The 1,353-nt window shown below is 71.8% G+C and carries 1 protein-coding gene and 1 pseudogene; both read left to right on the top strand.

Annotated features, from left to right (window positions below):
- Positions 1–820 (top strand): annotated as a pseudogene (gene narY, locus ODJ79_RS46520) (nitrate reductase subunit beta); the annotation flags it as partial.
- Positions 817–1,353 (top strand): nitrate reductase molybdenum cofactor assembly chaperone (narJ, locus tag ODJ79_RS46525; protein WP_263030177.1); only part of this gene is annotated, 537 nt, incomplete at its 3' end. The pseudogene narY and the gene narJ, both read left to right, overlap by 4 nt.

Raw genomic sequence — 1,353 nt, forward strand, 5'->3', positions numbered from 1 at the left:
TGCCACGCCGGACGACCACGATCTCTACGAGGCGCAGCGCAAGGTCTTCCTCGACCCGTTCGACCCCGCCGTGGTGCGGGCCGCCGAGCAGGCCGGCATCCCGCGGGACTGGCTCGACGCCGCGCAGCGCTCGCCGGTGTACGCCCTGATCAACAAGTACCGGGTGGCGCTCCCGCTGCACCCGGAGTACCGGACGATGCCGATGGTCTGGTACATCCCGCCGCTGTCCCCGGTGGTCGATGCGGTCAAGGAGACCGGCTACGACGCCGAGGACCGGGGCAACCTGTTCGCCGCGATCGACGCGCTGCGCATCCCGGTCGACTACCTGGCCCAACTGTTCACCGCCGGCGACCCGGCGCCGGTCGACCTGGTGCTGCGCCGGCTGGCCGCGATGCGCTCGTACATGCGGGATCTCAACCTGGGCCGCGAGCCGGACGAGTCGATCCCGGCCGCGGTGGGGATGACCGGGGAGCAGACGTACGAGATGTACCGGCTGCTCGCGCTGGCCAAATACGACGAGCGGTACGTGATTCCGCCGGCCCACGCCGAGCAGGCGCACGGGCTGGAGGAACTGGCCACCGAGTGCAGCCTGGACTACGAGGGCGGGCCGGGGATGGGCGGCTCGGGCCCGTTCGGCGAGTCGTCCGGCGGGCCGATGCCGATCGCGGTGGAGAACTTCCACATGCTCGTCTCCCGGCAGACCAGCGACACGATGGTCGACCCGGGTCAGAAGGAGCTGCGGGTCAACCTCCTCAACTGGGACGGGAAGGGCCGCCCCGAGGGACTGTTCCCGCCCCGGCACGAAGAGGACTCGAAGTGAACGCCCGCGCCTGGCAGTGCCAGTCCCTGATGATCGGGTATCCGGACGCGACCCTGCTGGACCGCCTCGATCTGCTGGACGAGGCGGCGCGGACCCTGGCGGCGCCGGTCGGTGATCCGCTGCTGCGCTTCCTCGACCACGTCCGGCACACGCCGCCCGCCCGGCTCGCCGAGGACTACGTGGCCACCTTCGACCACCGCAAGCGCTGCTGCCTGTTCCTGACCTACTACGCACACGGCGACACCCGCAACCGAGGGATGGCGCTGCTGGCGCTCAAGCAGACGTACGCCGCGGCGGGGCTGCGGCTGAGCGACGAGGAACTGCCCGACCACGTCGGCGTGGTCCTCGAGTTCGCGGCGGCCACCGGCGATCGCGAGCCGCTCGTCCGGCACCGGGCCGGCCTGGAGATGCTGCGGCTCGCGCTGCACGACGCCGGCTCGCCCTGGGCCGCCGTCGTGGACTCGGTCGTGGCGACCCTGCCACCGATGGCCGGCCACCAGCGGACCGCCGTCGAAAAGCTGGTCGTCGGCGGC

The organism is Actinoplanes sp. KI2 (assembly GCF_025630775.1).
Classification (GTDB): Bacteria; Actinomycetota; Actinomycetes; order Mycobacteriales; family Micromonosporaceae; genus Actinoplanes.